Origin of the sequence: Castellaniella sp., from assembly GCF_041675725.1 — a bacterium.
Classification (GTDB): Bacteria; Pseudomonadota; Gammaproteobacteria; order Burkholderiales; family Burkholderiaceae_B; genus Castellaniella.
Window position 1 is genome coordinate 1 of record NZ_JBAYTI010000097.1, and the last position, 7,436, is coordinate 7,436.

7 protein-coding genes are annotated in these 7,436 nt (G+C 65.8%); 3 read left to right on the forward strand and 4 right to left on the reverse strand.

The window, feature by feature from the left end; genetic code table 11:
* The 4 genes from WCZ84_RS13265 to WCZ84_RS13280 all read right to left on the reverse strand — a co-directional run.
* The coding region (locus tag WCZ84_RS13265; protein WP_372686755.1) for an MmgE/PrpD family protein at window positions 1-1,026 on the reverse strand (1,026 nt) is incomplete at its 3' end.
* A complete protein-coding gene (locus WCZ84_RS13270; protein ID WP_372686756.1) occupies window positions 1,023-1,760 on the reverse strand; it encodes a cyclase family protein in 738 nt (245 codons plus the stop codon). The genes WCZ84_RS13270 and WCZ84_RS13265, both read right to left, overlap by 4 nt.
* A gap of 81 nt (window positions 1,761-1,841) precedes the next feature.
* Entirely contained in the window at window positions 1,842-3,203 is a 1,362-nt protein-coding gene (locus WCZ84_RS13275) for an MmgE/PrpD family protein (protein WP_372686757.1), read from the reverse strand.
* Window positions 3,204-3,384: 181 nt separating this feature from the next.
* Window positions 3,385-4,302, reverse strand: coding sequence for a LysR family transcriptional regulator (locus WCZ84_RS13280; protein ID WP_372686758.1), 918 nt, complete (start codon window positions 4,300-4,302; stop codon window positions 3,385-3,387).
* Window positions 4,303-4,506: 204 nt separating this feature from the next.
* Between WCZ84_RS13280 and WCZ84_RS13285 the strand changes: the two genes are divergently transcribed.
* The 3 genes from WCZ84_RS13285 to WCZ84_RS13295 form a co-directional block, all read left to right on the forward strand.
* On the forward strand, window positions 4,507-5,688 hold the full coding sequence (locus WCZ84_RS13285) for a CaiB/BaiF CoA transferase family protein (RefSeq protein WP_372686759.1): 1,182 nt from the start codon (window positions 4,507-4,509) through the stop codon (window positions 5,686-5,688).
* Complete coding sequence (locus tag WCZ84_RS13290) at window positions 5,685-6,530, forward strand: MaoC family dehydratase N-terminal domain-containing protein (RefSeq protein ID WP_372686760.1); 846 nt, start codon at window positions 5,685-5,687, stop codon at window positions 6,528-6,530. Before WCZ84_RS13285 ends, WCZ84_RS13290 begins: the two co-directional genes overlap by 4 nt.
* Window positions 6,531-6,793: 263 nt before the next feature.
* A partial coding sequence (locus tag WCZ84_RS13295) for an enoyl-CoA hydratase/isomerase family protein (protein ID WP_372686761.1) occupies window positions 6,794-7,436 on the forward strand: 643 nt, incomplete at its 3' end.

Consider the following 7,436-nt stretch of genomic DNA (forward strand, 5'->3'; position numbering starts at 1 on the left):
GACCGTACGCGCCTGGCGTTTCTGTTCGATGGGCGCACCGACCAGCAAGATGCCTTTGTGTGGCAGGGCACATTCGATGTGCGCCACCTGATCCGCCACCAGGCCGTGTACGCTGCGCAGGGCCACGATGGCATCGATCGCGGCATGGGCAAAACGGCAGGCCGGGTACGGCTTGATGGCGATGTCCAGCGTGCGCCACTGGCGGCCGAGCCCGGCCAGCGCTTCGGGCATGTCGGCGCGCGGCGCATAGGCGCGCATGAACCCATGCGGCCCCTCGAGGGGATGGGACGCGCCGACATACCCCGCGCGGGCCAGGCAGGCCGAGACCAGGCCTGCGCGCGCTGCCGCCCCGACCTGAAAGCGCTTCGTCCACGCGCCGTTTTCGAGGAACTGCAACGAACCCGCCGCCTGGCTCAGGGCGATGCCCAGCGCCGACTGGGTCTGTGCGGCATCCAGGCCCAGCACGCGGGCTGCCGCCACGCTGGCGGCAAACACGCCACAGGTCGCCGTGGGATGGAAGCCCCGATCGTAGTGGTCTGCCGCCCCCAGGGCCACCGCCAGGCGGCAGACCAGCTCGTAGCCGGCAACGACCGCGGCCAGCACCTGAGCCCCGGACGCCGCCACCATGCCCGCGGCCGCGAGGGCGGCCGGCAGCACCGTGGCACTGGGATGCAGCGCGCCACGCGCATACGTGTCGTCGAAGTCCAGAGAATGGATCAAGGCGCCGTTGAGTTCGGCGGCCGCAGGCGGCGTGAAGGTCTCTGTGGCCCCGAGCACCCGGCCGCCCTTGGGATCGGCGCCCGTGGCCTGGCCCATGGCCCGCAGGGCCGCGGCATGGACCTGGGTGGACTCGGCGGCCTGCCAGGCACGCATCCCGACCCCAAGGGAATCGAGGATCAGCGCCTTGGCACGCTCGCGTACGGCGTCTGGGATGTGCCCGGGCCGCAGCCCGGCGGCAAATTGCGCCAGGGCGGCGGTGACTTCAGGCGGTGCCGCGACCGCCGGTTCAGCCCGGGCGGCGCTCATGAAACCAGCCTGCGCGCCAGAATGCGCGTGGGCGCCCCGTCGCCCCCCCGGATGTTCAACGCATTGCACAGGATCTCGACCCGCTGCCCCGTCAGGGCGTCCAGGTTCGTGAGATGCTCGGCCACCAGCACCCCATGCCCCAACAGCCGCTCGTGGACGGGAAAATCGAACCCTGGCCCACGATGTTCGTGCGGCATTTCCGGCGTGGGGGTGTCGACGGCCAGCATCTTGACCTGGCGATCGACCAGCCACTGCGCTGCCGCCACGCTCAGCCACGGGTGGTTCTGGTAGGCATCGGAATAGGCCAGATGATGCATGCCGGTGTTCAGGACGAGGATGTCGCCCGGTTCGAGCCCGACGCAGGCCGCTTCGAGCTGTGCCGGACCGATTTCGCACCCCCCATCGGTTTCGACCCGGCAGATCAGGCCCGCGCCGGACAAGCGCTCGAGGGGCACCTCTTCGAACGCCGGCCCGTCATTGAAGCGATGGCGCGGCGAATCGACGTGCGTGCCAAGGTGGACCACCATGTCCATGCGGGTGATGTTCAGGGGAAAATCGGGCCGCTGCAGGAAATGGCCGAAACTTGGCACCGGAAAGAAAGGCTGCCGCGGCATGTCGGAGCTCAGTGGATGGGACAGATCGACCCAGGGCCCCTGCGCCCGCAACGGACGCGCCGGGGGCAGCTCGACCCAGCCCTTCCAGCCATCGGATAATTCACCGCTCGCATCACACATGGGGTTCTCCTGTTGAAACGCCCGCCCGGTATCGCCCGGTATTGAAAGACCCGCTCGGGCCACACCGCAACCCGGACGCGCTCAATGCCCGCCGATGAGCGCGGACAATGAGGCAAGCGGGGCGTTTTCGAGATCGCCGATCAAGGCGACGAGGCGGTCGGCCTGCCCGGGGTTCAGGACACCGTGGCCGTTGTCGCGGAATTTTTGCTCCAGCTCTGGCGCGGACAGCGGGTTGCCCGGATCGCCCTTGGGATAATACACAGTGGCCTCGTGCCGACTGCCATCGCGCAAGGTGACGATCACCCGCGCCGGGAATTTCTCGGGGTACAGCGGGGTGAGTTCGGGGTCGGCCACCACCTCGGTCACCCCGAGCACCCTGCGAACACGCGGGTCGTTGAAGCGCTCTGGCGCAAATTGCTTCTGGGTGACTTCGCCGTCCACCAGCGCGACGGCCACGCAATACGGGACCGACAGCCGGGCGGCCATGGTCTTTTGTACGTCTTTGCTGGAAAAATGAGACTTGACCGTGGCATATGTGCGGATTTCAACCGCGGTGATGTCCTGGGCGGCCGGATGGTCCCGCCGCACGATTTCCAGCGCGGCCCCAATAGGTGAATGGCTGGCCAGGATGGAAGGGTAGAACTTGAAGCCGTTTTGCAGGATTTCCCAGCGCTCGCCCAGGCCGTCGTGCAAGGCCGCGGCGTCGGGTTCGGTGCTGTAGGCGGCCAGATAGCCCTTTGGATGCCCAAGAATGTCGGGCGGGCTGCTGGCACCGAGCTCGGCCAGCAGCATGGCCAGCGTACCGTTCATGGCCGCTTTGCCTGGATGCAGGCTCTTGGAATCATCGCCTGATTCGAAAAACGTGTTCAGACCGGCCGCCTGGGTGCCGGCGAACCCCAAAGCGGTGCAGGTGGCATCGGCCCCCAGGCCGGCTGCCCGGGCAGCGGCGGCGGCGGCGGCGAACGTGCCGTTGGTGGCGGTGGAATGCCAGAATCGGTAATGGCTCGGCATGACCGCCATCCCGACCCGCGCCCCGACCTCGTAGCCCGCCACCAGCGCCGTGATCAGATCGCGCCCCGTACCCCGACGGGCTTCGCACACCGCCAGGGCGGCTGGCACCACCACCGAGCCCAGATGCGCCAGCGCGCGCTTGTGCGTGTCGTCGTTGTCGGCCGCATTGATCAGCATGCCGTTGGCCAGGGCGGCCAGGGCCGCGTGCGTCTGCGCCCCGCCGATCACCGTGGCCTGTGCGGCCGCACCAAACTGGCCGACCAGCGCATTGGCAATCTGGGCCTTGCGCGGATCTTCTTTATAAGCGGCGAACGCACAACCCAGGGCATCGAGCAAAAAACGCCCGGCCTGCGCCACGACGTCGGGGGGCAAGTCATCATATTGAAGCTGGGCCACGAATCGGGCCATCGGCTGGGTCAGGGAAGAGGTCATGGGAATCAGGCCTGGGAAGGCAACGAAAACAAGAGGAGACACGGACAAGAGGGGACACGGGGCCGCGGCCTGTGGAAGCCGGCCACGGCCCACAGGAAAAGTATGATCAGGTTCGCACGGGCAGGAAAGCGAATTTTCCCGAACACAGGCTTCGTATATGGCAAACACATATCGGGCGTCTTCATGGGGCCTGCGCGGCGGCGCCGGCGTATCCGCCCGCCGCGCACAGATTGTCGACCAGCTCGGCCAGGAAGTCCTGCCGATGACGACGCTCGCGCCGTATGCAGACACGCAGATCGCGCCGTGACCATGGCTCTTTGAGCCCCACCACCGCCAGATACTCGTGATCCGCCGGTTCGAGCGCGGAGCGCGGGACGACGCCGATGCCTGCGCCCGAGGCGACCAGGCGGGCGATCGCACGATAGCCCGACACCTGCACACGCACATCGAGGCGCCCGCCCAGGGCGGCGGCATGCCCGACCAGAAACGTATGCAGCGCGGTCCCCTGTTGAAGACTGATGAACGGTTCACCCATGCAGTCCGCAAAACAGATTTCCGGTGCGTTTGCCAAGGCCGAAGCCTTGGGCATGAGCATGACCAGCTGGTCCTGACGATACGGTAGAAATTCGAGGTCTGGATGGATCTGGTCGAGCGCCACGACCCCGATGTCGGCGCGCGCCGAGGCCACGGCATCGACGATCTCGTGGCTGGGATGCTCTTCGAGAATGATGCGCACGTCGGGAAAGCGCGCAAAGAAACGGGCCAGATCGTCGGGCAGGTACGAACTGATGGCATTGTTGTTGGCAAAGAATGTGATCCGGCGCGTGAGGCGTTGCGAAAACGGCTGCATATCGGTCCGCATCTGCTCGAGCTGGGCCACACAGCGCCGCGCATGGTCGGCCATGACGCGGCCGGCCGTGGTCAGGCTGACCCCGCGGGCGCCGCGAATCAGCAGCCGGGCCCCGACGGTGTCTTCCAGGCGTTTGATGCGCAGGCTGACGGACGATGGCGCCAAATGAACGCGTTCGGCGCCGCGCGACAGATTGCCCGCATCGGCCACCGCAAGAAACACTTTCAGGTCGATGAAGTCGTAGTGCATGCCAATGGGGAACGAATCGGGGAATCGGGAATCGGGGAACGAATCGGCTGGCTCGTCAGGCAGCTTACCGCGAGCTTTCGTGATTGACAAATGCTGGCTTTGAAATTGCTCGCTTCCGCCCGCCACCGGGGCTCGGGATAATTCTCTCAGGCCTGTCCGCATGGCAGGTCGCATTCATGAGCCTCATCTCAGGGTATCCCCTCCATGCCGAATAGACCAGAATCCGCCCTTGCCCCACCGCCTTCCAAGCCACTCGACGGGCTGCTCGTCGTCGCCATCGAACAGGCCGTCGCTGCCCCTGTGTGCACCGGACGCCTGGCCGAAATGGGCGCGCGCGTCATCAAGATCGAACGGCCCGACGGCGACTTCGCCCGCGGCTACGATCAGGCCGCCAACGGCGAAGCGTCCTATTTCGTCTGGGCCAACAGGGGTAAAGAATCCATGGTGCTGGACTTCAAGCAACCCGAAGGGGCGGCCCTGCTGCACCGCATGCTGGCCAAGGCCGACGTGCTGGTCCAGAACCTGGCACCCGGTGCGCTGGCACGGGCCGGCTTTGGCGCGGCAGAACTGCGCGCGCGATATCCGCACCTGATCCTCTGCGACATCAGCGGCTACGGCAGCGAAGGCCCCGGCAGCGAACTCAAGGCCTATGACCTGCTCGTTCAGTGCGAAAGCGGCCTGGTCGGCGTCAGCGGCGCCCCCGAAGCCTATGGGCGCATCGGTGTCTCGATCTGCGACATCGGTGCCGGCCTGAACGCCACCATCGGCGTGTTGTCGGCGCTCGCGCAGCGTGCCCGCACCGGCAAAGGCGCAAATATCGCCATCTCGCTGTTCGACAGCACCGCCGACTGGATGACGGTACCCTATGTCCATCAAGTCTATGGCCAGGGCGCACCCGCACGCCAGGGTCTGCAGCATCCATCGATCGCACCGTACGGCAGCTACGCCACCCGCGACGGGCACGACATCGTCATCAGCATCCAGAATGAGCGCGAATGGCAACAGTTCTGCACTCACTTTCTGCGCGATCCGTCCGTGGCGGCCGACGAACGCTTTTCTTCCAACAACCAGCGTGTGCACCACCGCGACGCCCTGAATACAATGATTGCCGCGGCGTTTGCGCAGCTGGACCGCGACCAGGCCCTGGCGCGCCTGGGTGCATCGAACACGGCGTACGGGCAGGTGCGCTCGGTGGCCGGGCTGGCCCGGCACCCGGCCCTGCGCACCTGGCCCATGTCCGTCCACGGCAAAGATCTGCAACTGATCGCGCCTCCGGTGCGGGCGCCCTGGGACACGCAGCGGTTCCAGCCAGCGCCGCGCCTGGGGCAGCACACTGAATCACTGCGGGCAGAATTTTCCGCCCCCCACAACGAGACCACACCATGACCCCACTCGACATGAACCATCTGCGTCAATGGATCGGGAAATCCATGGCAGACCACGACGTCCTGTCCGTACGACACGCACGGCTCATGGCGGCCACCGTCGGGCGCACCCCCGAAAGCCTGGACGACGGCATGGCCCTGCCGCCCTTGTGGCACTGGATCTACTTTCTCGAGGGCCGTCCGCCCGCCGAACTGGGCCGTGACGGCCACGCGGCACGGGGCGGGTTCCTGCCGCCCGTGCCGCTCAGCAACCGCATGTGGGCCGGCGGGCGGCTTGAGTTCCATGCCCCGCTGGTGCTGGGCAAGCCCGTCGAGAAGCATTCGAGCATCGTATCGGTGGAGCATAAGCAGGGGCGCAGCGGCGACCTGGTGTTCGTCGCCGTGCAACACGTCATCCGGCAATCCGGGCAAGAAGCGGTGCGCGAGATCCATGACATCGTCTACAAAGAGCCCAGCCCGCCCAACGCAAATACGCCGTCACCGAAAGACCGCCGTCCCAGCCAGCACAGCAAGCCCTTCGAAGCCGATTCGACGCTGTTGTTCCGCTACTCGGCCCTGACCTTCAACGGCCATCGGATCCATTACGACGCAGACTACTGCCGCAACGTCGAGGGATACCCCAACCTGGTCATTCATGGCCCGCTATGCGCCACCCTGCTGGCCGGATACGCAGAAGAAGTCGCTGGCCGACGGCTGAAAACCTTCGAATACCGGGCCCTGCGCCCCAACCTGCTGGGCGATGCACTGAGCCTGAACGCGTCGGCGCATGCCGACGGCCTGTCGGTCTGGATGGCTAAGGCCAGCGGCGCCGTCTCCATGCAAGCCCACGCCGCCTTTCACTGACGGCCACACTGGGCCGGCCGTGAAGCGCGCCCGACGGTGCGCCGAACCCGCCGGCCGTGTGTGGCTGAAGACACATCGTGTACACAGATTGGACACTTCAGCATCCAGGCAGGCCCACACTGTCCACTAAACGGCTACACTGAATTTGGCACGCAAATTGCGGTGACCTTTACGACGATACAGGATATGTACACGATATCCACTTTATTCCAACCGGGGCCGGCACCGACAGCACGAGCCCCTAACAACAAGGAAGCAAGACCGTGACTGACCGTTATGCCCATTACGAAAGATTCGCCTTCGACAGGCCCAGCCCCGGCGTACTGCGCGTCACCATGAAATCCCCCCTGAAGCTGGGGGCCATGGATCCACAAATGCACCTGGAAGTGTCCGAAATCTGGCGCGACCTGGATGCCGACGACGACGTCAACGTGATCGTCTTCACCGGAGACGGCAAGACCTTCTCGGCGGGCGGCGACCTGAATCACGAACGCAAGGTGTGCGATGACTACGCACTCAGAATGCAAACGATGAAAGAGGCACGCAACCTGGTCACCAACATGCTGGATTGCCGCAAGCCCATCATCACGGCTGCCCGCGGATGGGCCGTGGGTGCCGGGCTGGCCACCCTGCTGCTGGCCGATATATCCATCGTGGCCAACGATGCGAAGATGTCCGACGGCCACCTGAAGATCGGCGTGGCGGCTGGCGATCACGCGGCCATCATCTGGCCGCTGCTGTGCGGCATGGCCAAGGCCAAGTACTACCTGCTGACGGCGGACACCATCACGGGCGAAGAAGCCGAACGCATGAATCTGGTTTCGATGGCGGTGCCCGACGAAGAAGTCGAAGCCCGCGCACTGGAAGTGGCTGCCCGTCTGGCCAAGGGCGCACCCGCCGCTCAGC

Bases quoted from the DNA above. Each gene is read 5' to 3' on its own strand.
- WCZ84_RS13270 (WP_372686756.1), bottom strand. From the start codon at position 1,760: ATGTGTGATGCGAGCGGTGAATTATCCGATGGCTGGAAGGGCTGGGTC.
- WCZ84_RS13285 (WP_372686759.1), top strand. From the start codon at position 4,507: ATGCCGAATAGACCAGAATCCGCCCTTGCCCCACCGCCTTCCAAGCCA.
- WCZ84_RS13275 (WP_372686757.1), bottom strand. From the start codon at position 3,203: ATGACCTCTTCCCTGACCCAGCCGATGGCCCGATTCGTGGCCCAGCTT.
- WCZ84_RS13290 (WP_372686760.1), top strand. From the start codon at position 5,685: ATGACCCCACTCGACATGAACCATCTGCGTCAATGGATCGGGAAATCC.
- WCZ84_RS13280 (WP_372686758.1), bottom strand. From the start codon at position 4,302: ATGCACTACGACTTCATCGACCTGAAAGTGTTTCTTGCGGTGGCCGAT.